Source organism: Flavobacterium sp. N2820, assembly GCF_025947285.1.
Taxonomy (GTDB): Bacteria; Bacteroidota; Bacteroidia; order Flavobacteriales; family Flavobacteriaceae; genus Flavobacterium.
In genome coordinates, this window is sequence record NZ_CP110008.1 from 2,949,454 (window position 1) to 2,974,706 (window position 25,253).

Here is a 25,253-nt window from a genome sequence, read left to right on the forward strand (position 1 = left end):
TTTTAACGGAATACTGATTACTTTTTTGTTGTTCCCGTTTTCTTGTCAAATCCATATGGACAATGTCTACAGCCGCTTTTGCAACAATAACCACGTTTTAAATGATATTTTTCTGTGAAACAGCGATAGCCTTCAGGAGTTAAATAGTAATCTTCTCCTTCTTTTAAATTTTTCGGATTTAAATCTTCATTCATAAGTACAAATTTAGCAACTTTGCATCAAATGATACTACTAGTTTTTAAATATTTAATACCAAAAGGTTTTCGAGGTTTAACATTTTATCCGTTTGTTTTTTTAGCAGATAAGGATGATAGGTTGAATGAGGTTTTTATTAATCATGAAAAAATCCATATTAGACAGCAATTGGAGTTGTTAATTGTGCCATTTTACCTTTGGTATTTTATTGAATATTTAATTCGATTGCTTCAATTTAGAAATAGAAAAAAGGCCTACTATTCTATATCATTTGAGAAAGAAGCTTATGCCAATGAAAAAGACCTTGAGTATTTAAAGTCAAGGTCTTTTTGGAGGTTTTTGAGGTATTTTTAATTACTATTTTTGAACCTGCATTGGAATCATTGACCATTGTTCATTAGAAGTTGTTGGTGTTTCAACATTTCCTTTTACCCATAGCTGATAATAATAGGTTGTTCCATCGGTCAATCCATTTGACACGGTTTGGTTAAAGGTGTTCATCCAATAGTTTCCAGAACCTTGAATAGGAGAATCTGATGCGTATGATAATTGTGTATAAGCTGATAAATTTGTTGCTGTAGTTCCAATTGCTCCAGCAGAAGTTGTTGTTCTAGTAATTGCCGTAATTGCACCTTCATTATCTGAACAATTGGCGCTATAAGTAGTGTTTACAATTACATCGTGACCAGCTTTGTATACTATTGGAGTTTCGCTTACTAATCTGTAGTTGGTTGCTATTGCAGTAGTGATATTTAAGGTATAGCTAATGAAAAACATTTCGTTTCCGCCACCGCTTTGATCGTCTCTAATCGTTAAAGTCCAGTTTCCATTAGGTGATACTCCGTTAAATCCATTCATTGCGGTGATTGTTGGCGTAATTACATCAGTAGTTAAAGATCCTTCTGGTTGGTAAGTTCCTGTAATTGTAGCCGCTCCAGAAACTGTTGAAATGTTGACTGTGCCAGCATCTGAAAAGGTTACATCAAATGTTATTATATTACCAGCACCATTGTCAAAAGTAGGATCAAGGTCTGTCGTCAGTTCAATAATTTGTCCTGTCGGAGATTGAAGATATAAGTCGATGTTATTGCAGTATCTTTCTTGATCAATCCTAACATTACAAGTAATATTAGTAATTGTTCCAGTTAATCCTGTCGCTGCTATTACTCTTGTACCCGAGCTAAGACTAAAAAAACCAGCTGTATTATTTGTTAAAGACGTGGTAACTTGACTAAAAGTTATATTTGGTTCACTAACTGTTGAAGAACTTGATGTTTCAGATTTAGTAGTATTTCCCATTCTTTCCCAACGAGTAGAGCTCCAACTATAATAACCTGGCGTAACGTTATTTGGACTTGTTCCTGCTGTTGCTGTATTGTAAATTATAGTCCCATTAACAAGCGGATTTGGAGTGTTTGGATTTACAACACTCGTATTGTCTAAAGTAGATGTTAAAGCAATTCTTGGAGGAAGAAATCCATTATTTGCTGAGGTTATATCTAAAGCGCCTTCCGGAGCTGTTGTTCCTATTCCAATTTGAGCATAAGAAAAAGAACTGATTAGTGTTAAAACTAAAAGTAAGATATTTTTTTTCATCGATTATAATTTGAGTAGTTTATTTTTGTAATTGAATTGGTGCCATTGACCATTGCTCGTTAGACGATAATGGGGTTTCTATGTTTCCTTTAGCCCATAGTTGATAATAGTATGTTGTGCCGTCAGTAAGACCTGAAGAAATTGCTTGGTTTCGGGAAGATAACCAATGATTTTTAGAAATAGATTTTGCAGTATTTGATGTGTATGATAGTTTTGTATAACTAGGTGAAGTTAAATCTGTAACTGCTGTTCCAATTGCACCGGCAGATGAAGTGCTGGCTGTTATTGCTGTAATTACACCGTTACTATCAGAACAATTAGCACTATATGCCGAGTTAATTAACACATCATGACCTGCTTTGTAGATTACGGGAATTTCACTTACTAGTCGATAGTCAGAAGTTGAATTTGTTTCAATTGTTAAGCTAAAATCAATAAAATTTAAAAAATCTGCAGCAAAATCATCTCTGAGGTGTAATGTCCAATTTCCGTTCGGAGAATTTCCATTAAATCCAGCCATGGTTGTAATAGTTGGTGTAAGAACATCTGTTGTTAATGTGCCTTCTGGTCTGTAAGTTCCTGAAACATTTCCTGTAGTCCATGATGTAATGTTGGTTGCGCCTGAATCTGCAAAAGTTACATTAAAGTTAGTTCCTGCAAAAGGCCCATTATCTGTTGATAATTCTATAATTTGACCAGTTGGAGATTGTAAGTACAAATCAATATCTGCAGCGTATGAATGACTAATTTGTACATTACATGTTATTAAAGTTGTAGTGCCAGTTGCTCCGGTAATAGTGATTAATCTGGTTTGAGTTGAGAGATCAAATGTGCTTGCCGTTGAATTACTTCCTGTATAAGTATTTGGCATATTTGAATTTGGTGCAGCTACTGTGTTGTTTGTAGCTAATTCAGTTTTTGTTCCGTTATTAATGCGTTCCCATTTATTGGTATTCCAATAATAAAAACCCGGACTTACATTGTTAGGATATACGCCAGAAGTAGCTGTATTGTAAATTGCGGTTCCATTTACAAGCGGATTTGATGTTATTTGATTTACAACTGTAACTGCGTCTGTTGTAGAGGTTAATCCTATTCTAGGTAATAATAATCCATTATTTGTGGAGGTCACATCTAGTGCGCCATTTGGAACTGTTGTTCCTATTCCAACTTGAGCAGTAGCATAAAATCCATAAAATATGAATATAAGTAAATATTTTTTCATAAAAAGTAGGGTTAATATGATTTTGCGGAACAATCTAATAATTATTTTTTCAATTGATTATGTGGTTAATAATTAATTAGTTGAAGTGTTTAATTTTGTCGATTAAAAACAAAAAAAGGCAATCATTCGATTGCCTTTTTTAATAAAGTAGATAAAAATTAATAAATCACTTTTTTATTTATGATAGTTCCATTTGATAATGTGACCTGAATAATTAGCGCAACATTATTTTTTTGGATTTTTGTTAATGGAATTTCATAGCTATTCACTTCTTGATAGTCCGCTAAAAGTCTTCCTAAAACATCAAATACTCTAACAGCTTTCATCGTATTTTTTGTTGATTTTACAGATAAATTATTAGTAGTTATTGCCCATACATTTGCATCTTCATTTATTATTTCATCATTACCTAATGTGCTATTTGTGAAACGAAGTATAAATCGATCTGTATACTCTCCTGCAATTGCGGTAAAGTTATATGGATTTTGTCTTAAATCGTGTATAATGTTTGTTTCTAAATCTTCTAAATAGATATCTTGACTTGTGTTGGTAAAAAGTCCATCTATTGCTCCAATCCCTATTGAGTAATTTCCGTTTTGAGGTACTTTAATTCCCATTGGAATTAAATCGCTTGGATCAAATGGCAAACTTCTTCCTTGTATTGTCATGATTTCAGCACCTATTTTTGAATATAGATTAAAATTCAATTTTTCGTCGGTAAGAGCATCATACAATCGATCTCTATTGTTTGTTGCTCCATTGATATATCCCACTAAGTTACGAATTGCTATGCCATTAGAATCGATTAAGTCTAACCAAATTCGGCCTTCGTTCGTGTTTCCAATTTCAGATGAACTTCTAAAAAACTGACTATTACTATTTGATGTGTTTCTCATTGAATTATTGAACGTAACATTTTCTGATGTTGCACCTGATGAGTGTAACATAGATACAAAGAAGCCTTGTCCAGATGCAATGTTTCCGCCAAATACTCCAGGCCCTGTTGAAGTTCCTGTACTGTTATATGTTATATAATCGGCAGGCGTGTAGTTGTAGGTATAATCATTATAAAACGGATCAGCGATTGCGCTGCTTGGTAATGTTCCATGAGTCCAAATCTTAATAAATCCATCAATATTTGTGTTTGCAGTTAAAAAAGCAATTGCATTTACAGCTGATGGATAAGGATTTCCAATTAAATTCCAATTGTCATCATAGTTTGTTCCTAAAGTTGTTGAAACTCCTGTTAAATAAGTTCCTCCGTTCCAAGTTCCTCTCAAAATAGGGGTTGTAATTATACCATTATTTGGAGTTCCCATGAATGTAGCTGTGAAAGGCGCAGGAGTAGCCGTAAAAGCATCTGGCCCTCTAACGATATATCCTTTACCTATAACCATATTTTCAATACCGGAAGTCCAGTTTCCAAAGCCATTTGTATTGGTTCCAATAGTTGGTATCCATTTGTAAATATAGCCGGCAGAAGTACCAGGGGAAATGGCATTGCTTCCGAATGAAGTTACTGGAGAAGACCAATATACATAGTCTAACCTACGCATATTTACAGTTCTATCCATATGCATAGTTCCTGTATTTGAGTTATTATTTATCTGAATTAAACTTGCGTTATTGTTTAATTGTAAGTCACCTCCAGCATTGATATTTACCCAATCATTTATTATGATATCATTTGTTGAATTTACAGTTAGAACGGCTCCATTTTGAATGGTTAAATTCAACCCTAAAGCATCATAACTTGCGCCAGATACTATAGGGTCATTAGCTGTGTTGGGCACCACAACACAATCTGCCAATGTAGGAACGCCCGAAGGAGTCCAGTTGTTGGCGTCATTCCAGTTTGTGCTAACAGAACCATCCCAAACTTTGCTTCCGCTAACTGTTACAGTAGTTTCTTCTGTTTCAATAAGTGTAGAGCCATCGCATAAAGTATAAGTTATTTCTGCAGTATATGTTGTAGTTGAAGTTGGGCAAACATTTATTACATCGGTTGTGCCAATTACAGGTCCAGTGGTACCAGATCCTTCATGCCATGCTAAAGAAGTAATAGATGTTCCAGCAGGAACAAAGCGCCAAGCTTCGTTGGTTGCAGTCCAGTTGGTGTCTAAACCATTACGTCCTGGGGCAACTACCGCAGCTGTTCCAGTACCGTTTAGGATACCTACAATTGCATTACCATCGTTCCATGGAGTAATATTATTGTCGTCAATGTTTTTTTCTTGAATATACACTTCTATTACATTTGTATTTTCATAAAGTACCATCATTCCAGTGTATAAAATGGAATTGTCAGAAAACATAGGTACGTTATTCCATGAAGCAACTAATGCTCTACATCCGGTATTTAAAGTGATTAATTCCCAGCCAACTTCACCACCAGCGCCTGGATCAATATCGTGATATACACCATAAATAGTATTTTCAAATAATGCACCAGTAGTACTTGGTAAATTATTACTAAATGAATAGCCACTACTTGTTCCTGCATTTGTTATATCAAAAGATAAAATTCCGTTAGATCCAATTGTGCATTGGTTATAACTAGTTCCATAGAAGCAAAAGTCAAAAGGAAGGCCTATAGCAGGAGACCAAACGTCGTCTGTATTTACACTAACCGCATTTGCTAAACATCCAAATTGATAAGGTGGCGCATAAGGTATTGATTCAACAGTGTAAGTAGTAGTATCTCCTAAATCTAAATAAGTAGCTTCTAAATCCACACATGTTGAAGCTGCAGTACAGTCAAACGGAATTGGATCGGCACCATTTAGTCCTAAACCACCAGAAATCACTGAAGGACACCCCAGAGTCGTGGTTCCTGTTCCAGGTCCATTACCATTACAAGGTGTGCCAATACAAATATTGAATGAGCTTGTTTGTCCTGAAGCACTTGTGTAAGTGTATACTTGAACGAAATAAGTTTGTCCAATAGTTAAACCTGAAACCATACTAGATTCATCATCTGAACAAATTAGTGCAGCGCCTAAAGTTCCACAACCAGATGCTCCTGAATAAACAGCATGATACATATCTGTTGTGCTTCCTGTAATGTTTAATAAACTTACGTAATGTGTTGTATTTGTTGCAACAAAACTGTACCATACATCGTCATCATCTGTTCCAAAACAACTGCTGCTCACTCCAGAATCTGTTGCAGATTCAACTGTTCCAGCTGTTGTAGTTGTACAACTTAAATCGGTATTTACAGTTAGTAAAGTTGCTCCGCTACAGTTGTCATTAATTGGTGCAATTGGTGCAGCACATGAAGTACAAGAAATTGTTGTAGTTGTACAAGATGAGGCTGTCCCACAACTTGCATTTGTATTCCAATGCGCATAAAATGTTCCCGAGCTTGGAGCTACAAAACTTAAAGCAGAATTGCCGTTCGCAACAACCGGACCATTAAATGTACCAGATCTAACGGTAACATAGCCTCCCGATGAATTACTTAAAAGATAGGTATTGCCAGCAACTACACCATTAATAGTGCTGTATTCATCCTGAAATTGACATGATGAAATTTCAACTGGGATGTTATTTGTGGGTGCAGTAGCTGTTCCAAATGCATCAGTATTCGTACAACCTGAGAAAGCTGCGCTTGTCACACATATGCTGTTCAATCTCATATTGTTATCTCCACCATTGTTAATAACTTTTACATAATATATACCATTTCCTAATGTGGCAGTTATTGTTTCTGTTTGTAATGAATTGTTTGTAGTATCGGCATTAGCACATCCTATTTGTGATAATCCAGCGCATGAAGAACTTGAGGAAATTAATTGAAGAAATAGATTTCTATTGTTTGCCTCAGCTGTAATAGTTATGTTTAGTGGGCCTCCAACAACTGTAAATGAATACCATCCCTCTCTTCGAAAAGTGTTAAACGAGCATCCAGATGCTAATGGAGTGTCTTGTGTAGTGTCTAATATATTTGAAGTTGTACTTGTTAAACAAGGACCATTGACAATAATTGGAGTAGCATTTAAACAGTCCACACCTTGTGCTAATGAATCATTTGAAAAAAGAAAAATAACAAAAAGAGGAATAAATAATTTAATGTTTTTTACAATAGTTAATGTATGAAAATTGCTTTCTAGTAGGCTCTTTTTCATGATTTTATAGTTAGGGGGTTAATAGAATTATTACAAATGTATTTTTTTTTGTTTAAAAAACAACAAAAAATATAACAATTGTTAAAAAAATGTTATTTTGTTGATAAGATTGTTTTCTTTTGGGTTTAAAATTGTGTTAAGTGAAATTTTAATCAAAATTTTATAAACATCCTGTTGGCTGTATAAAATGTGGTTAACTTGTTTGTAATCTAATAAAAAAGAGCTAATAAATTAGCTCTTTTGAACGTGTTTATTTTGGTTGGTTTATTTTTCCCTTGGTGTTTTTGATAATTTAGATTCTGAGTATTTTAATTTTTCTGGTCCAATAGGAAATCTTACATCTACATGTTTTGAAATCACTGTGCCATTACTGTTTTTATCATCGGCTCTGCTTGCTATTAATTGCCAAGAGAAAGCAACATTTGAGTTTCCATTTTGAAGTTCTTTGACTATGAATCCTTCTGTAGATTTTTCTGTAACATATACACCATTACAATCTCCTTCTAATTGTACAAAAACTTTTAAAGGATGTTTTTCGTCTACAAAAATGTTTTTTGATAAAATAGGGTCAATTTTAATTTCAGCAATTCCATTAGTTAATTTTCCGGTTCCTGAATCAGTAAATGTTATTTCTGGTGATTCTGGGCAAAATAAAACTCTATTTTGGTTATTTTCGTCTTTAACAACAGTGGAAACACTGCCTCCTCCAATTATTTTATAGTTTGTACCACTTGATCTAATTCCCACATAAGCCCAATCTCCAGTATTTTGATTTCCATCAAAGAAACCTCCATAATAATCGTTTCCGGTTGTTGTAAATCCTGCTACACTTGCAATTGACTGTGTGCTAGTTCCATTAGTTGTAGTAAAATATCCTCCTTGTCTATTTCCAGATGAGGTGCTAGAGCTACCATAAACACCGGCCTCATCTCCAGTTCCAGCTACGCCAATATTCCAGCCTGGTTGTGTTGAATACCCAGTGCCAATTCCGTCAAATGCTCCTGCTACATTTGTGTTTCCTGCAGTTGCTAATGTGTTATGTTGACCATAAATAGCTGCATTTCCTTGTCCGGTAGTGTAGCCATTAATTGGATAATCATTAGCTGTGCTCACGGCAGTAAACATATCTATCGTTGGAAATGGGGATGCTGCTCTAATATGAACATGATTAGTACTAGCATCTACAAAAAACATTTCTGTTTCACCAGTACCTTCAACTCTAAAATCATAATTTTGAGCATCTTCATTAATAACAGTTTCTGTTGTACCCATTCGAATCCTTTCAATGCTATTAGCTCTTAAAATCAAGGGTACATTATCTGTAGTTCCTACATAATTTGTTGCTGGATTCGTTCCTGTATTTCCTGATAAAGACCAATCTAAACCTCCAGGTGATCCTGCAAGCGAAACCCATCGAGTTCCGTCCCAATAGTACATTCCAGGTATTATATTATTAGGTATTACGCCTGCTGTTGCTGTATTCCAAACTAATGTTCCTGCAACCAAAGGTCCTCCTTGAGGATTAACAACTGGTGCAGCAACATTTGTTGCAGTTAATGCAACTCTTGGGGGTATCAAACCATTTGTTGATGAGCTCACATCTAATGCGCCGGCAGGTGTAGTAGTGCCAACGCCAACTTGTGCCAAAATACTAATAGGGAATAGTATTGTGCTTAAAAGTAAGAATTTTTTCATAATAAGTAGGGGTTTATTATTGATAATACAAATATTTTGTTAAAGTATTAAAAAAAAATTAACACAATACTTAATTTTTGTTATTAATCGACGAACGACACATATCATCGATAAAATGAATTAATTAAATATATTGTCTTTAATAGTCTCTATTTTAAGTGAATTGCAAATCGTTTCGTTTTCTTTATACTAGATTATTTTAATTTTTATATTTTTTGGGATTTATTGGCTTGAGATTTCCAAAGTAAACTTATCCATCTTGGCTTTAAATAGCTTCTAAGCTAGTGTAGAGTTAAAAAATTATTTATTTTTAAAACTAATTTTGTTTAAATTTCGTAGATTAATAGCATAGCAAGATTTTAAGATTTTTTTTTAATTGATTGTAAAATAACATTATATACGTATATTTGTGCACTATAAATATATCTAAACCATTAGATTATGATAAGAAAAATCCTTTTATTTGTCCCTTTGTTGAGCTTTATTTTTACTGCTAAAGCTCAAATGTATGTTTCCCCTAGCAGTTACGTATTCGTTAACAACCAGTATGTGTATGTTACACAAGATGTAAACATTCAAAACACGGGTAACTTTTATTTAAGAAACACATCTCAATTGTTACAAGGGGGTACTGGTGCTGGTGCTAATGCTGGCGCTGGAGATTTATCTGTTTTTCAAGAAGGAACGGTTAATAATTTTCAGTATAATTATTGGTGTTCACCTGTTGGGGCTCCTTTAGCAGCGGCTGGTAATAATCCATTTGGAATTACAAGACTATATAGACCTACTGGTTTAACGGCTAGTACTGCAGCTACTATATTACCTACCTCAAACTATAATGGTACTTCAAGTCCTTTGGCTATTGCTCCATATTGGATATGGAAATTTGTTACTTCTTCTACTTATGCGCAATGGGCTTTTGTTGGATCTGCTTCCACAATAAATGCAGGCGAAGGTTTTTCAATGAAAGGAGTTTCAGGAACTGATGCAACAATTGCTGATGCAACAGAAGGAGTTGCAAATAATTCAGGGGGTCAACGATATGATTTTAGAGGAAAACCAAATGATGGTACTATTCCAGTGGCAGTTTCTGCTGGAAATTTTACATTAGTGGGAAATCCTTATCCAAGTGCAATAGATTTAAATGCTTATTTATTAAACCCAGCTAATGCGGCTGTTATTAATGGTCAAGCTTATTTTTGGGAACAAGTTGTAGTAAATTCACATATGTTGAATCAATATCAAGGCGGGTATGGGGTTTATAATCCTGGTACAAGTATTTATACTCCTGCAGCATTCTATACCTATGACGGTGCCGGTAATCAAGGTGTGCCTATTGGTCCTGGGACATTTTTTCAAAGAAGATTTAGTCCTGTTGGGCAGGGTTTTATGGTAATGGGAACTGCATCTGGAAATGTAACAATGCGCAATTCTTTTAGAGTATTTGTTAGAGAAGGTGCTGTAAATCAATCTCAATTTGCAAAGCTTGCTACTTTAGCTTCAACAGATGTATATGATCCAAATTCTGAATACTTTCCTGAAATTCCAAATGTTGCTGGAACAGATTATACAACAATCAAAAAAGGTACAGCTCCCTACATTAGAATTCATGCAATGTATAACGAAGGTGGTGTTAGACCAACAACTATAGCGTTTTTAGAAACCGCAACTGATGGTTTTGATTATGGTGCTGATGGTAGATCTCCTTCTTCAGAAGCGGCTGAGTTTTATTACATTTTGTCAGACATGCCTCATGAATATGTAGCAACAGCTGTTCAATTTGATATAAATAAAAAGATTCCAGTTGGATTTAGATGTAATGCACAAACTTCTTTTAGAATTCAAGTTAAAGACGTAGTTGATTTTGATCCAAATCAAAAGGTATATATTCATGATAAATCAACGGATATCTACTATGATATTAAAGATGGTGTGTTTGAAATGTCATTGCCAGCAGGTGATGATAGAACTCGTTTCGAAGTAACTTTTAAAAATACAGATGAAACGTTAACTACACCTGATGAAGCAAATAACATGTTTGCAGTAGTTCAAAATAATGATCAAGGATTGTTAACTATTTTGAATACTTATAAAAAAGATATCAAATCAATTACACTATATGATATTACGGGTAAATTGATTCTAAATAAACAAAACTTAGGAACGAATGATTCGTATCAATTTTCTACTGGAACATTAAGTGATGGGGTATATGTTGTAAAAGTAACTACAGCTGATAATGTTAATGTGAGTAAAAAAGTTTCTATTTACAAAAAATAAAAACTTATTATAGTATATTTGAAAGCAGCTTTTTTAAGCTGCTTTTTTTATGGGAAAAAGTCAAAATCAAAGAATTGAAATTATATTTCCTAACGGAATAGAACTCTATGTTAAAAGAGATGATTTGTTGCACCCTGTAATTTCTGGAAATAAATTTAGAAAATTGAAATACAATTTGCAACAAGCAAAATTTTTGGGACATACTAAATTATTGACTTTTGGTGGCGCTTTTTCAAATCATATTGTAGCTGTAGCAGGAGCAGGTCTATCCTTAGGTTTTGAAACTTTCGGGGTAATTCGTGGTGAAGAATTAATAGATAAAATTAATGAAAATCCTTCTTTAAAATGTGCCCAACAAAACGGGATGAAATTTCATTTTGTAGACCGAACAACTTATCGAGATAAATCAGATAAAAAATTCATGGAAAGTTTGCACGATTTATACGGGGATTTTTATCTAATTCCAGAAGGAGGAACTAATGAATTAGCAGTAAAAGGATGTGAAGAGATTTTAACAGCTACTGATAAATCTACCTTTGACTATGTTTGTACTGCAGTTGGAACAGGCGGAACGATTGCAGGAATTATCAATTCGTCAACGGAAAAGCAACAAATTATTGGATTTTCTTCCTTAAAAGGTGATTTTTTATCTGATGTAATTCGTAATTTTGTACAGAAAGAAAATTGGAACGTTAATTGCGACTATCATTTTGGAGGGTATGGAAAAATGACTGACGAATTAATCGGATTTTTGAATGCGTTTTACAAACAAACAAATGTTCCGTTGGACCCCGTTTATACAGGAAAAATGATGTATGGAATATTGGATTTAATTCAAAAAGATTACTTTCCTCCAAAATCAAAAATTCTAGCGATTCACACGGGTGGCTTACAAGGAATTTCGGGTATGAACGATTTATTAAGAAAAAAAAATAAAGAAACAATAAACTATAATGATTAAGAAAATTGCCCTATTATTGATAGTTGTGTTGGTTGCAAGTTGTAATAGTACACGACCTGTTGTTAGAACAACTTCTAAATCAAAACCTAAAACAACTACTACCAAAAAACCAGTAGCTCAAAACGCATCAACAAAATCAACCACTCCTAAAGCTTCAGGCGAAAATAAAGGGAATGAGGTTCAATTAGAAGCAACCTCAAATATACGTACTTATGATGATGAAATTAAGTTGTATATTTCTAATTTTCAGGAAATTGCAAAAAACAATATGAAGTCGCACGGAATTCCAGCTAGTATTACCTTAGCGCAAGGAATTTTAGAATCGGGTGCAGGAAAAGGAAAATTAGCACAAGCTGCAAATAATCATTTCGGAATAAAATGTCATACGGGATGGACGGGTGAAAGTGTAAAGCATGATGACGATGCAGCTCAAGAATGTTTTAGAAAATATAATCATCCATCAGAATCCTACAGAGACCATTCATTGTTTCTAACTTCTAGAAGCCGCTATGCAAACTTATTTAAATTGGATAAAGGAGATTATGAAGCGTGGGCAAAAGGCTTAAAGGATGCGGGTTATGCAACAGATAGAAAATATCCTGATAAATTAATTGGATTAATTGAACGTTTTGAATTGTATAAATATGACAACGAGGTTTTAAGTCGTGAATATGTGCCAGTAAAGAAAGATTCTTTGGTAGAAAATTCAGAAGGATTATACACTATTCAACAAGGAGATACGCTTTATTCACTTTCAAAAAAATTTAATCTTTCAGTCGAAGATTTAAAAAAACTAAATGATTTGTCAGACAACGCCATCAATATTGGCCAAAAAATAAAAATTAAATAATGTTATATAAAAGAAGTAGTGAACTATTTGTAGCTGCAAATAAAGTAATTCCTGGCGGTGTAAATTCACCTGTTAGAGCATTTAAAGGAGTAGGAGGAACCCCAATTTTTGTAAAAGAAGCAAAAGGGGCTTATTTGTATGATGAAGATGGAAATCGCTTGATTGATTACATCAATTCTTGGGGTCCAATGATATTGGGTCATGCTTACGAACCAGTTGTAAATGCAGTAATTGAAAAAGCAAAAAAAGGAACCTCTTTTGGGATGCCAACAGCATTAGAAACGCAAATTGCAGAATTAGCGGTTTCAATGGTTCCAAATATCGATAAAATTCGATTTGTAAATTCTGGTACAGAAGCTTGTATGAGTGCAATTCGCTTAGCGCGAGGGTATACAAAACGAGATAAAATAATTAAATTTTCAGGCTGTTATCACGGTCATTCTGATTCCTTTTTAATTGCAGCAGGGAGTGGTTTAAGTACTTTTGGTGTGCCAAATAGCCCAGGGGTAACTGCAGGAACTGCAAAAGACACATTGTTAGCAAGTTATAATGATATTGAGAACGTTAAAGCGTTATTTGATGCCAATAAAAATGAAATTGCTGCGATTATAATAGAACCAGTGGCTGGAAACATGGGGTGTATTCCGCCTGTAAAAGGTTTTTTAGAAGCTTTAAGAGCAATTTGTTCTGAAAACAAAACAATGCTTATCTTTGATGAAGTTATGACTGGATTTCGTCTTGCTAAAGGTGGAGCACAAGAATTATACGATATTCAAGCCGACATTGTTTGTTTCGGAAAAGTAATTGGAGGCGGTTTGCCAGTTGGGGCTTTTGCTGCACGAGAAGAAATTATGAATTATCTAGCACCACTTGGACCAGTTTATCAAGCGGGAACACTTTCTGGGAATCCATTGGCTATGGCAGCTGGTCTAGAAATGTTAAAAGCTTTAAATAACAACCCTGCAATTTTTAAAAGTTTAGAAGAAAAAACGGCTTATTTAGAAAAAGGCATTGGTACTGTTTTAACTGATGCAAATATTCAATTCACAATCAATAGAGTGGGTTCTATGATTTCGGTACATTTTGATGCTAATCCTGTTTACGACTTCAATACAGCTAAGAACGGCGATAACGAAACATTTAAGAAGTTCTTTCATGGTTTGTTAAATCGTGGTGTTTATATTGCACCTTCTGCATATGAAACGTGGTTTATTACAGATGCTTTATCTTATGAGGATTTAGATTTCACCATTCACGCTATTGCAGAAGTAGCTAAAGAGTTATAAAAAAATCCCGCATTTGCGGGATTTTTTTTATTTCAAAGTAAGATTATTAAAAACTTTACTGTTGTTTTCTAAAAGAACTAATTGCTCATGTGTTAGCATGTCTTTAATTTCTTTTCTAATGTTTTTGAATAAAACTTTTTTATCATCCTCAGAAGGATTTAAAGCTAAAGTTTTGTGTTTAGTAATGAATATTTGATATACTCTATCAGAAACTTCGTTATTTAATTTTAGAACTGATGTCAACTCAGTAGCATCTTTTTTTGCTAAAGTTTCTGCGTTAGATTCTTGTGCAAAAGCTCCTATTGTAAAAGCAAAAAACAAAGCAATAACTGCAATTAATTTTTTCATATTATTATAGTTTTAATAGTTTTCGAAACTCAAAACTAATTGTTTTTTTTGGGATAACCAAAAAAAGATAAAAACTATTTTTCTACAGGTTGCCCTTTTTTTCTTTTTTCACTCCCTTTTTGTTTTCTCTCGCTCATTTTTTCTTTTCTATTTTCTTGTTTTTCTTCCCATTTCTTGAACTGCTCTTCGTTTAGAATTTTTTTCATTTGAGCTTTGTGTTCAATTTGATTGTCAAGCATTTTATTTTTCATTTCAAAGCGTTCATCTGCTGATAGTTTTTCTTCTTTTTCTCTTTTTGCTTTTATTTCAGCGATTTTTACTTCTCTTTTTTGAGCTTGTTCTAACAAAATTGCCTTTAATTCTTTCTGTTGTTTTGCATCTAAATCCAATTCCAAAGTCATTTTTTTAACTTGTAATTCAGTTTGTTGCTCAGGAGTTAGTTTTTCTCCTTTTCTGCTTCTTTCTTGTGCGAAAGTTAATGTCGATACTACTAAAGTTACGACTAAAATTAATTTTTTCATTTTTCTATTTTTTTAATTGTTTGATGATAAGACATAGCCAATTTAAAAAGGTTTAATCTTTAACAAAAAATTATTAAAATGTGTTTTTATCAATTGCAATAGTAAAAACGTTTGTATATTTGCAAAGTGAAAAATTTAGTCGTTTTAATCGCTTTTTTTATGCTGGCAAAGCCGGCTATTCCATTTTTGGAATATGTTGTTAATTATGACTATATTGTAAAAGAGCTTTGTGAAAATAAGGATAAACCAATACTTAAATGTAATGGTAAATGTCACTTGGCGAAGCAATTAGCAAAATCTGCTGAAGAAGAAAAACCTATTTCTTCTGACAAAAAGCAAAACGTAAAACAAGAAATTGAAACCATGTTTTGTCAAGATTTTAAAGCAGTTTCTTTTGCTGAAAATTTCGTTTTCACAAACAAAAAAATAAATTCTGACTATCAGAATTTGTATGCTTTGACTGCAATACAGTCCACTTTTCATCCACCCACCTTTTTAGTTTAATTTTTTTATTGCAATCGGTTCTAATTCAAAGAATCGATAGGATATCTATGTCCAAATTTGTTTAAAGAAATCAACATTTAAACACAAATAATAATAAATTTTAAACTAAAAAATTTTCAAAAAATGAAATTTCAATTAAAAAATATAGTAGCTGTAATGGCTTTAGCTTTAGCATTCACTTCATGTTCAGACGATGATAATAACGCAATAACCGGCGAAGGAAACTTAAAATTAGAATTCGATAACGTTTATGGCGATGCAGATTTTGCTTTTGATACACCTTACACCAACTCAAACGGAGAAGTTGTTAAAGCTTCAAATGCAATTTATATTGTGAGTAATATCGTTTTAACTAAAGAAGATGGTTCAACTTATACTGTGCCTAAAAGCGAAAGCTATTTCTTTGTAAACGAAGCAGATGCGGCAAGTACATTGTTAAATTTACCAAACATTCCAGCAGGAAATTACACAAAAGTTACGTTCGGAATTGGTGTTGATCAAGCACAATTTAATGCTGGAGCAGACGGACAAGGAAGCATGTGGACAGATGCGCAAGCATTAGGCATGACATGGTCTTGGGCTGCCGGATATAAATTTGTAAAATTTGAAGGAACAGTTACTTCAGCAACGCACACAGATGCAAATTACAGAGTGCATACTGGAAAAACTGGCGATGTATACAATTATGCTGAAGTTGTTTTAGATTTACCAGATAATGCTTTAGTTAGAACAAACATTACACCTCAGGTTCATATCATGGCCGATTTAAAGAAGATTGTTGATGGTACAACAGTTATCAATTTTGAAGAAGGTTTAGACGTAATGGGAGGAACAAAAGTGCAAAACATTTCGGCTAACAACGTTCCTACAATGTTTGAAGTACACCACGTTCACAACGATTAATTTAAGTAGAAGCTAATCCAGCTATACATTACAAGTCCGCAGGAAAAACAAAAATTTTGTAAGCAAAAAAAATGGGCTTCTTAGGTCGCCATTTTTTAGCAACAAAATCAATTTGTTTTTCCTTTACGGGCTTTTCATTCCCATCTGGGCTAAAACATAGCATTATGCAAGCAAAATATTTAATTTTATTAGCAATTGGATTTTTATGCAGTTGCGCATCAGACGATTCTTCAGAATACCAAAACATTCCAATTGATTATCAAGTGCCTTCAAATTTTCCACCATTAGCTTACAACATGGCTAATAACCCATTAACCGAAAAAGGTTTTGAATTAGGAAAAAAAATCTTTTACGATGGTCGCTTGGCTTCAGATGGAGTGGTTTCTTGTGGTTTTTGTCACATTCAAGAAGTCGCGTTTACACATCACGGTCACACCTTTAGTCACGGTGTTGGCGACGGAATTGGAACTCGAAATGCACCACCTATTCAAAACATGGCCTATCAAACCCAGTTTTTTTGGGACGGAGCTGCCGATCATATCGAATTGCTATCAATGGCGCCAATTTCAAACGAATTAGAAATGAATGGCAATATCATCAACATTATCAATATGATGAATAATGATAGTGAGTATAAAAAATTATTCCGTCAAGCTTTTCCAGAAGAAGAAATCAATTCCGAAAACATGTTAAAAGCATTATCACAATTTATGACCCTACTCACTTCTTCCAATTCACGTTTTGATAAATATAGAAGAAATGAAGCGGGAGGAACATTAACTTCAGACGAATTAGCGGGTTATGATTTGTTCAATCAAAAATGTGCTTCGTGTCATGCCACGGATATATTTACTGATAATTCGTTTAGAAACAATGGATTACCAATAAATCCGTCAATAAACGACAAAGGAAGATATCTTGTAACCGAATTGGATATTGACAAATACAAGTTTAAAGTGCCAAGTTTGCGAAATATCGAAAAAACGGCACCTTACATGCACGATGGTCGTTTTTATACTTTAGAAGCAGTGTTAAATCATTATGCGTCAAGTGTTTCTAATACTCAAAATTTAGACGCAAGTTTAAACAATGGCGGAACATTAGGAATTCCGTTGACTGCAACCGAAAAATTACAACTTATTGCCTTCTTAAAAACCTTAACGGATAACGAATTTTTAACGAATCCACAATTTTCTGAATTTTAAAATGAAAAAATATATCATCGTTTTCCTATTGATTTTTCAATATGGATTTACAACCGAAAAAGACAGTTTGTCAACAATTAATCCGTTTTTAAAATTTCATCAAGTTTCTGAGGATTTTTTTGATGATTGCGATGCTTGTGGCTGTTCGGCAAGCGGCGGAAGTATGGGTTTTGCTTCTATGTTAAATACCAATTTTGTTGGAATTCGTTATTTTAATCAGTCGTATAAAAGTACGGATGGCTTGTATAGTAACTCGGCTTGGTACAACGAAAGTTACAATACGATGCAGGTTTGGGCAAGAATTCCGGTGGTGAAACAAGTACAAATTTCTGCTTTAATTCCGTATCATTTTCATAATCGAGAATCGGCAAATGGAAAACAAAATGTTAGCGGGATTGGAGATATCACCATTTTAGGAATGTATCAATTATACAAAACACATAAAGACAGCACTTTTTTGGTTCATTCATTGCAGGCTGGAGCAGGAATAAAAGTTCCAACTGGAAAATTTGATGAAGCAAATAACGGTAGTTTCAATCCAAGTTATCAAGTAGGAACAGGAAGTTTGGATTATCTTTTAGCTACTGAATATGTAGTAAAAAGAAAAAAATTTGGACTAAATACACTTTTAAACTATGTGATAAAAACAGAAAACAATAAAAATTATCGTTTCGGAAATCAATTCAATTATTCAGGAACTTTTTTCTATTTGTATGAAAAAGAAAAGTATTCAATAGCTCCGCAACTTGGTTTTGCAGGAGAAGTATATAAAGATAATTATCAGTTAGGACAAAAAGTTCGTAATACTGCTGGCGATATTTTCTTTGGTAAATTAGGCTTTGAAATAGGAAAAGATAAATTTTCTGTTGGAGCAAATGTAATGTTGCCAATTACCCAAAATTTGAATGGTGGTAATTTAGAAGCCAATTACCGTTGGAGTTTAAATTTAAATTATAGTTTGTAATAAAAAAAGGAACTCATTTTGAGTTCCTTTTTTTATTTATTTCCCTAAATATTCAGCAATTTTATTATCACCGTCAACAGTAATTTTCATTAAGCCATGTTTGCTAATTCCTTTGCTGGCAGCGTCCCATTTTTTACCGCTTAAATCGGCTTTTATTTTTAAATCTCCAATTGAGATACCTTGGTTTGCTTTTAAAATTTCGATGATGTGTTTTTCATCTTCCGTTAATTCTGGTCCTTTTTTCTCTGGTCGCATTTGTGGAAAGAACAACACTTCTTGAATCGATGGATTATTCGTTAAAAACATGATTAATCGATCCATTCCAATTCCTAATCCAGAAGTTGGCGGCATTCCGTATTCTAATGCTCTTAAGAAATCTTCATCAATAATTCCGTTGGCTTCATCATCACCTTTTTCGGCTAAAGCCATTTGCGCTTCAAAACGTTCGCGTTGATCAATTGGGTCGTTTAATTCTGAATATGCGTTAGCGATTTCTTTACCACAAACCATCAATTCAAAACGTTCTGTTAATTCAGGATTATCTCGGTGCGATTTACATAAAGGCGACATTTCTTTTGGATAATCGGTGATAAAAGTTGGTTGAATGAAGTTACCTTCACATTTTTCACCAAAAATCTCATCAATTAATTTTCCTTTACCCATGGTATCGTTTACTTCGATTCCCATAGACTTGGCAGCTTCGCGCAATTCATCTTCCGATTTTCCTGTAATGTCATAACCAGTGAATTGTTTGATAGCATCGGTCATTGTCACTCTTGCGTAAGGAGCTTTGAAGTTTACTTTATGTTCGCCAAAAGTAGCTTCCGTAGTTCCGTTTACTTGAGTGGCACAATATTCTAATAAATTCTCGGTCATTTCCATCATCCAATTGTAGTCTTTGTAGGCTACATAAATTTCCATTGCGGTAAATTCTGGATTGTGGGTTCTGTCCATTCCTTCGTTACGGAAATTTTTCGAAAATTCGTAAACGCCATCAAATCCACCAACGATTAATCTTTTCAAATATAATTCGTTAGCAATTCGCATGTATAACGGAATATCTAAACTGTTATGATGTGTAATAAAAGGACGCGCTGCCGCTCCACCAGGAATCGATTGTAGAACAGGAGTTTCTACTTCCATATAACCTGCTTCATTAAAGAAAGTTCGCATAGCGGTGAACAATTTGGTTCTTTTCATGAACACTTCTTTCACATGTGGATTTACTACTAAATCTACATAACGCATACGGTAGCGTAATTCTGGGTCAGTAAACGCATCAAATACATGACCTTCTTCGTCAGTTTTTGGTAACGGAAGCGGTTTTAATGTTTTACTCAACATTTTAAAATCATCTACACGAACACACATAGCGCCTACTTTCGTCATGAATAATTCACCTTCAATTCCAATAAAATCACCTAAATCGGTTAATTTTTTGAAAACTTGATTGTAAAGCGTTTTGTCTTCGCCTTCGCAAAGTACATCGCGATTAAAATACAACTGAATTCTTCCTTCGCTGTCTTGTAATTCAGCAAACGAAGCTTTTCCTTGATCACGAACACTCATCAAACGTCCAGCCAAAATAACCTTCTTACCTTCTTCAAAATTTTCCTTCACTTGCTTTGAAGTGTGACTCACCGGAAATAAATCCGCTGGATAAGGGTTAATTCCAAGTTCGCGTAAAGCGTTTAATTTGTCTCTTCTAATGATTTCTTGTTCTGAAAGTTGCATAGTATTGTATTTAAGCGTGCAAAGATAATTTATTTTGTTTCAAGTTTCAAGTTCAAAGTTTAATGTTTTTTGGAGATAATAGTTCGGGCTTTTTTGGTTTCTATTTTCCTGCCATCCGTTATATCTTTTTTTCAAAAAGGATGTCGCTCCTGTCAGGGCTAATTAGCAAACTATTTGTATCTTTGCGAAACTTTTTCAAAACACAATTTCGGTTATCATGAATAAAAAAGTCCAACTTCAAGATTTAGGAAATAAAGATTATAAAGATACTTGGGATTATCAAGAAGCATTATTCAAAGAAATTGTGGACATTAAAATTCAAAATAGGAGAGAGGAAACTTTGATTCCTACTCCAAATTATTTCTTATACGTAGAACATCCTCATGTTTATACTTTAGGAAAAAGTGGAGACGTAACTAATTTATTACTTTCTGAAAAGCAATTGGAAGCAAAAGGAGCCACTTTTTATAAAATTAATAGAGGTGGAGATATTACGTATCATGGGCCAGGGCAAATTGTGGGTTACCCTATTTTAGATTTAGAAAATTTTTTTACCGACATCCATAAATATTTACGTTTCCTAGAAGAAGCTATTATTTTAACTTTAGCAGAATATGGTTTACATGGAACCAGAAGCGAAGGAGAAACAGGAGTTTGGTTTGATGTAGGAACGCCATTTGCAAGAAAAATTTGTGCTATGGGTGTTCGTGCTTCGCGTTGGGTAACCATGCATGGTTTTGCATTAAATGTAAATGCCGATTTGGGCTATTTTGATAATATTATTCCATGTGGGATAAAAGGTAAAGCTGTAACTTCAATGCATGCTGAATTAGGTAAAGAAATAAACGAACAAGAAGTTAAAGGAAAAATTCTAAAACATTTTCAAAATTTGTTTGAAACCGAGATTATTTAAAAATCTAAAGTCAATTGCTCAGGTAATAATCGGAAACTCATTCGATGGTATTTACAAGGGCCATATTTTTTTATTGCTTCTCTGTGATCTTTTGTAGGATACCCTTTGTTTTTCTTCCAGTTATACATTGGAAATTCCTCATGAATTTTATTCATATACTCATCGCGATACGTTTTTGCTAAAACAGATGCGGCTGCAATACTCAAGTATTTGCTATCTCCTTTAATAATGCTTGTATTGGGGATTGATTTTAATAATTCAATTTCATCCGAGGTAAATATTTTTCCTGTTTTTTGTTTCATACCTAATTTTCCATTCAAGGGTCGATTTCCATCTACAATTATAAATTCAGGAGTAGGGTTTAATTTTAAAATACATTCTTGCATGGCTTTCATGGAGGCATTTAAAATATTGATTTCGTCAATTTCTGTATTATGTATATGAGTCACAGAAAATGAAACGGCAGTAGTTTCAATTATTGGTTTTAATTTCTCTCGTATTTTTTCTGATAATTGTTTGGAGTCGTTGAGTAAAGTAAGCTCAAATTCTGTTGGAAGTAAAATGGCAGCAGCAGTTACAGGACCAGCTAAACACCCTCTTCCTGCTTCGTCGGTTCCGCACTCTAAAACTAAATTGCTATAACTTTTACTTAACATCACTTTTTTTGACAAAAATATAATTTTTCACGCAACCTTTTTGCTATATATTCATCTTTATAATGAGATTGTTCCATAAAATGTTTTTTTAAAACTAAAACTTTAACAAAAATAAATTAGTAATATTCCGAAGTATTATTTGTTTATTTAAGAAATTATTAAGAAGTTTGCGGAATAACTAACTCAAATAAATTTAATATGAGATCGAAGTTCAAATGGATTTTTACGCTTTTAGTAGCGTTTACGATGCAGTTTTCGTTCGCGCAACAGAAAACTGTTACGGGTGTGGTTTCTGATGACCTAGGCCCTGTTGCTGGTGCTAACGTTGTTGTAAAAGGAACAACAACAGGTACTACAACTGATTTTGATGGTAATTATTCCATCAGTGCAAAACAAGGTGATGTTTTAGTAATTTCTTACGCTGGAAGTACACAAAGTGTTACTGTTGGTGCTGGAAATACTTACAATGTTACTTTAAAAGTGGTAGAGATTGATGAAACGGTTGTTGTTGGTGTAATGGGTATTAAGCGTAAAGTTGATGAATTAACATCTACAAACCAAGTGGTTAACGCTAAAGAAATTACTCAAGCTGGTAACCCTAACGTTGTACAATCTTTAGCAGGTAAAGTTTCTGGTTTGCAAATTAACACTACTAATAATGGTGTAAATGCAACAACTAGAATTGTATTACGTGGTACAAGATCTATTTCTGGAGATAACCAAGCATTAGTTGTAATCGATAACGTTATATCTTCAGCTTCTGTTTTACAAGCTTTAGCTCCTGAATTAATTGAATCTACTAACATTATTAAAGGTATGCAAGGTGCAGCTTTATATGGTGAGCAAGGTAGAAATGGTGTAATTATTGTTACAACTAAAAAAGGTGATAAAGACGGTAAATTAAGAGTTTCTTTGAATTCTTCTGTTGATTTTGAAAGCGTTTCATTCATTGCTCAACGTCAAGAGCGTTATGGACAAGGATGGAATGGACAACATATCTCTTATGAAAATGGAGGATGGGGTGCTGAAATGGACGGCGTAGTTAGACCAGTAGGTATGGCTCAAGCAGATGGTACATATATCATGGCTCCATATTCACCAATTGAAGATAATATTAAAGAATTTTTTGAAACAGGTACTGTTTTTCAAAATGGTTTATCTATTAGTGGTGGTAACATTAACGATGGTTATGTGTTGTTGTCTGCTAATAAACAAAATACAAACTTTGTTGTTGACGGTGATGAGTTAAATAGAAATTCATTCTTGTTTAAAGCAGGTAAGAAATTTGATAAGTGGACAGTTGATGGTAATATTAACTACATTACTCAAAGAACTGAAACAACTTCATCAAACTTGTTTACAGATTTATTACAAACAGCTACAAATATTCCAATTGAGCGTTTTGAAAATTCTGGACAATCAGGACACTGGACTTCTTACTACAATAACCCTTATTGGTTAAGAGATAATGTTAGAAATACAAACCGTTCTAATTATGTAAGTATGATTGGTACATTAAATTATGAATTGAATAAAAACATCAATTTTAATTATGTAGCTAACTTAAGACTTTCTGATGCAAGTGGTTTATCATATACTAATGGATATACTGACTTATTGCAAGTTGGAGGTGGAGATCAAACAATTGTTTCTTCTTTTGATGCTTCAACTCAATACTCTAGAAGTTTTTACGGAGACTTTATGGTGAACTTTGATTACATGTTAACAGATAATATTTCTTTCAAAGCGAATATTGGATCTAACATGCAAGATAGTATGACTGAATTCACTTCTGTTGGTGGAAATAACTTAACAGTTCCAGGTTTATACAATATCAGTAATATTACTGGAGACCCAAGAAGAGATAATGGATTTACAAGAACAAGAAGATTTTCTTTATTTGCTAACGTTGACTTAGGTTATAAAGAATATTTATTCTTGAATTTAACAGGTCGTAACGACTGGAATTCTACATTTACAGGTGGTGAAAAAGATAATTATTTCTATCCTTCTGCTGGGGTTTCTTTCATTCCTACAAAAGCTTTTGATGGTTTAAAATCTGATAAAGGTGTTAATTATTTAAAAGTATACGGAAATATTGTACGTGTTGGTAATGCTTCATCATTAGGGGCATATGGTTTAAATTCATTATATGCTACGGCAGCTGGTTATCCATTTGGTGCATTAAGTTCTTTTGCTCCAGATCAAACTCCAGTTAACCCTGCATTATCTCCTGAGTTCTTAACTACAGTTGATTTTGGTGTGAACTTAGAATTATTCAAAAGTAGAGTTACTTTAGATGCATCTATTTATAGAACGGTTTCTACAGACTTAATTACTAACCAATCAACTTCTGCTGGTTCAGGTATTTCTACATACTTAACTAACTTAGGTAAAGCGACTACTGATGGTTATGAAATTGAATTAGGTTTTACTCCTATCAAAGCTTCTGACTTTAATGACTTAGGTTTGAAATGGGAAAATCGTATTGCTTACTCAACTAATAAAACTATTGTTAATGACGTTTCAGCTACTGCAGATGAAATTGCTTTAGTAAATTTCACAGGTAATGGAGTTGGTATTTTTGCAACTGAAGGAGAAGAGTTTCCTTTAATTAAAGGTATTGCTTATGAAAGAGATGATCAAGGTAGAGTATTAATTGATCCAGTAACTGGTAATCCAATTAGAACTACAGAATATAAAGTTTTAGGTAAAGCTACACCAGATTATATCATTAACTATAATACAGCTGTTGAGTTCAAAGGATTCCGTTTAGCTGCTGTTATGGATTATAGAACTGGTCACCAATTCTGGGCTGGTACTAAAGATTGGTTATCTTGGTCAGGTCACTTATATGAGTCAGCTGAAAACGGTAGAAATGGATTTATTTTCCCTAATTCTGCTATTGAAACTGCTCCAGGTGTATATACTGAAAATACAAGCGTTGTTACTGGTGGTACAACTTATACAAGTTATTTAAATTATTTCTCTAACGAATATAGAGCTGTAGTTGAAAACTTCGTATTAGATGCTACAGCATTTAAAGTGAGAGAACTTTCATTAAGTTATACTATTCCTGCTAAGTCTATTGAAAAAACAGGTTTAACTTCGCTTCGTTTAGGTGTTAATGCAAGAAATCCTTTCATTGTATTACCTAAAGAAAATAGAGGTTATCATGATCCAGAGCAATCAAGATCTTCAGGTAATGATCAAGGTTTAGCAGTTACAGGTCAATATCCTGCAACTAGAACTTTCGGTTTCTCTCTTAATGCTTCATTTTAATTAAA

General features: G+C 33.6%; 20 protein-coding genes. 11 read left to right on the plus strand and 9 right to left on the minus strand.

Features of this window, described 5'->3' with window-relative positions:
* Nucleotides 1-17 precede the first annotated feature (17 nt).
* Entirely contained in the window at nt 18-194 is a 177-nt protein-coding gene (locus OLM52_RS13795) for a DUF5522 domain-containing protein (protein ID WP_264549066.1), read from the minus strand.
* Between the two features lie 28 nt (nt 195-222).
* Here OLM52_RS13795 and OLM52_RS13800 point away from each other — a divergent pair, with 28 nt between their 5' ends.
* Nucleotides 223-549 carry a hypothetical protein gene (locus OLM52_RS13800; protein WP_264549067.1) on the plus strand — a complete coding sequence of 109 codons (327 nt, stop codon included), beginning with the start codon at nt 223-225 and terminating at the stop codon, nt 547-549.
* A gap of 3 nt (nt 550-552) precedes the next feature.
* Here OLM52_RS13800 and OLM52_RS13805 read toward each other — a convergent pair whose 3' ends face one another.
* From OLM52_RS13805 to OLM52_RS13820, 4 genes are all read right to left on the minus strand, one after another.
* Entirely contained in the window at nt 553-1,791 is a 1,239-nt protein-coding gene (locus OLM52_RS13805; RefSeq protein ID WP_264549068.1) for a hypothetical protein, read from the minus strand.
* Between the two features lie 19 nt (nt 1,792-1,810).
* Nucleotides 1,811-3,016, minus strand: a complete 1,206-nt coding sequence (locus OLM52_RS13810) for a proprotein convertase P-domain-containing protein (protein ID WP_264549069.1) — start codon at nt 3,014-3,016, stop codon at nt 1,811-1,813.
* Nucleotides 3,017-3,174: 158 nt separating this feature from the next.
* Entirely contained in the window at nt 3,175-7,146 is a 3,972-nt protein-coding gene (locus tag OLM52_RS13815) for a hypothetical protein (RefSeq protein ID WP_264549070.1), read from the minus strand.
* A gap of 264 nt (nt 7,147-7,410) precedes the next feature.
* Nucleotides 7,411-8,841, minus strand: coding sequence for a hypothetical protein (locus OLM52_RS13820; protein ID WP_264549071.1), 1,431 nt, complete (start codon nt 8,839-8,841; stop codon nt 7,411-7,413).
* A 441-nt stretch (nt 8,842-9,282) separates the two neighbouring features.
* On the opposite strand from OLM52_RS13820, the gene OLM52_RS13825 reads away from it, so the two are divergent.
* From OLM52_RS13825 to hemL, 4 genes are read left to right on the plus strand one after another with little or no spacing between them, the layout of a single operon-like run.
* Nucleotides 9,283-11,121, plus strand: a complete 1,839-nt coding sequence (locus OLM52_RS13825; RefSeq protein WP_264549072.1) for a T9SS sorting signal type C domain-containing protein — start codon at nt 9,283-9,285, stop codon at nt 11,119-11,121.
* Between the two features lie 49 nt (nt 11,122-11,170).
* The gene (locus tag OLM52_RS13830) at nt 11,171-12,082 is read left to right on the plus strand and encodes a 1-aminocyclopropane-1-carboxylate deaminase/D-cysteine desulfhydrase (protein WP_264549073.1); all 912 of its coding nucleotides are present in this window, start codon (nt 11,171-11,173) and stop codon (nt 12,080-12,082) included.
* Complete coding sequence (locus OLM52_RS13835; RefSeq protein WP_264549074.1) at nt 12,075-12,932, plus strand: glucosaminidase domain-containing protein; 858 nt, start codon at nt 12,075-12,077, stop codon at nt 12,930-12,932. Before OLM52_RS13830 ends, OLM52_RS13835 begins: the two co-directional genes overlap by 8 nt.
* Complete coding sequence (gene hemL, locus OLM52_RS13840) at nt 12,932-14,218, plus strand: glutamate-1-semialdehyde 2,1-aminomutase (protein WP_264549075.1); 1,287 nt, start codon at nt 12,932-12,934, stop codon at nt 14,216-14,218. The genes OLM52_RS13835 and hemL overlap by 1 nt, the downstream gene beginning before the upstream one ends.
* A gap of 27 nt (nt 14,219-14,245) precedes the next feature.
* Here the strand turns inward: hemL and OLM52_RS13845 are convergent, their stop codons facing one another.
* Nucleotides 14,246-14,566, minus strand: coding sequence for a hypothetical protein (locus OLM52_RS13845; RefSeq protein ID WP_264549076.1), 321 nt, complete (start codon nt 14,564-14,566; stop codon nt 14,246-14,248).
* 74 nt (nt 14,567-14,640) lie between these two features.
* Entirely contained in the window at nt 14,641-15,087 is a 447-nt protein-coding gene (locus OLM52_RS13850; RefSeq protein WP_264549077.1) for a hypothetical protein, read from the minus strand.
* 159 nt (nt 15,088-15,246) lie between these two features.
* Between OLM52_RS13850 and OLM52_RS13855 the strand changes: the two genes are divergently transcribed.
* The 4 genes from OLM52_RS13855 (at nt 15,247) to OLM52_RS13870 (ending at nt 18,663) form a co-directional block, all read left to right on the plus strand.
* On the plus strand, nt 15,247-15,591 hold the full coding sequence (locus tag OLM52_RS13855) for a hypothetical protein (RefSeq protein ID WP_264549078.1): 345 nt from the start codon (nt 15,247-15,249) through the stop codon (nt 15,589-15,591).
* 123 nt (nt 15,592-15,714) lie between these two features.
* Nucleotides 15,715-16,494 (plus strand): MbnP family protein, encoded by a 780-nt coding sequence (locus tag OLM52_RS13860; protein WP_264549079.1) that lies wholly within the window; start codon nt 15,715-15,717, stop codon nt 16,492-16,494.
* Nucleotides 16,495-16,658: 164 nt separating this feature from the next.
* Complete coding sequence (locus OLM52_RS13865; protein WP_264549080.1) at nt 16,659-17,699, plus strand: cytochrome-c peroxidase; 1,041 nt, start codon at nt 16,659-16,661, stop codon at nt 17,697-17,699.
* 1 nt (nt 17,700) lies between these two features.
* Nucleotides 17,701-18,663, plus strand: coding sequence for a transporter (locus OLM52_RS13870; protein ID WP_264549081.1), 963 nt, complete (start codon nt 17,701-17,703; stop codon nt 18,661-18,663).
* 36 nt (nt 18,664-18,699) lie between these two features.
* Here the strand turns inward: OLM52_RS13870 and lysS are convergent, their stop codons facing one another.
* The gene (gene lysS, locus OLM52_RS13875) at nt 18,700-20,397 is read right to left on the minus strand and encodes a lysine--tRNA ligase (RefSeq protein ID WP_264549082.1); all 1,698 of its coding nucleotides are present in this window, start codon (nt 20,395-20,397) and stop codon (nt 18,700-18,702) included.
* A gap of 217 nt (nt 20,398-20,614) precedes the next feature.
* Between lysS and lipB the strand changes: the two genes are divergently transcribed.
* The gene (gene lipB, locus OLM52_RS13880) at nt 20,615-21,310 is read left to right on the plus strand and encodes a lipoyl(octanoyl) transferase LipB (RefSeq protein WP_264549083.1); all 696 of its coding nucleotides are present in this window, start codon (nt 20,615-20,617) and stop codon (nt 21,308-21,310) included.
* Here lipB and OLM52_RS13885 read toward each other — a convergent pair.
* Nucleotides 21,307-21,966 carry a ribonuclease HII gene (locus OLM52_RS13885; protein ID WP_264550557.1) on the minus strand — a complete coding sequence of 220 codons (660 nt, stop codon included), beginning with the start codon at nt 21,964-21,966 and terminating at the stop codon, nt 21,307-21,309. The genes lipB and OLM52_RS13885 overlap by 4 nt on opposite strands.
* 198 nt (nt 21,967-22,164) lie before the next feature.
* Between OLM52_RS13885 and OLM52_RS13890 the strand changes: the two genes are divergently transcribed.
* Entirely contained in the window at nt 22,165-25,248 is a 3,084-nt protein-coding gene (locus OLM52_RS13890) for a SusC/RagA family TonB-linked outer membrane protein (protein WP_264549084.1), read from the plus strand.
* Nucleotides 25,249-25,253 lie beyond the last annotated feature (5 nt).